This window comes from Parvimonas sp. D9 (assembly GCF_035282565.1).
Taxonomy (GTDB): Bacteria; Bacillota; Clostridia; order Tissierellales; family Peptoniphilaceae; genus Parvimonas; species Parvimonas micra.
Genome location: NZ_JAYKBM010000151.1, coordinates 1 through 272, shown reverse-complemented (window position 1 = coordinate 272; position 272 = coordinate 1). Strand labels below are relative to the sequence as shown.

Below are 272 nucleotides of genomic sequence, written 5' to 3'. Positions count from 1 at the left end.
AATTGGGATAGACCTGTACAGGAAGTAGAGGGGTTGATGGGTTTATTGGTGGATTCCATCCGAAAAGAAGTGCCCACACTGAATAAGAACAATATTCGTTTGCATGTGATCGGTGACATGAGCATGCTCCCTGATTTTGCCAGAAATGAACTGAAAGAAGCACTGGAAATGACAGCTGCCAATACCGGTTTGAATCTTATACTGGCATTGAGTTATAGCAGTCGGTGGGAGTTGACCAATGCCGTTAAACAAATCGGAATGGATGTAAAAGC

Annotated in this window: 1 protein-coding gene; it reads left to right on the top strand. The window is 43.4% G+C overall.

Annotated features, from left to right (window positions below; translation table 11 throughout):
- Positions 1-36: 36 nt before the first annotated feature.
- On the top strand, positions 37-272 hold a 236-nt coding region (locus VJI94_RS08385; RefSeq protein WP_324009031.1), incomplete at its 3' end, for an undecaprenyl diphosphate synthase family protein.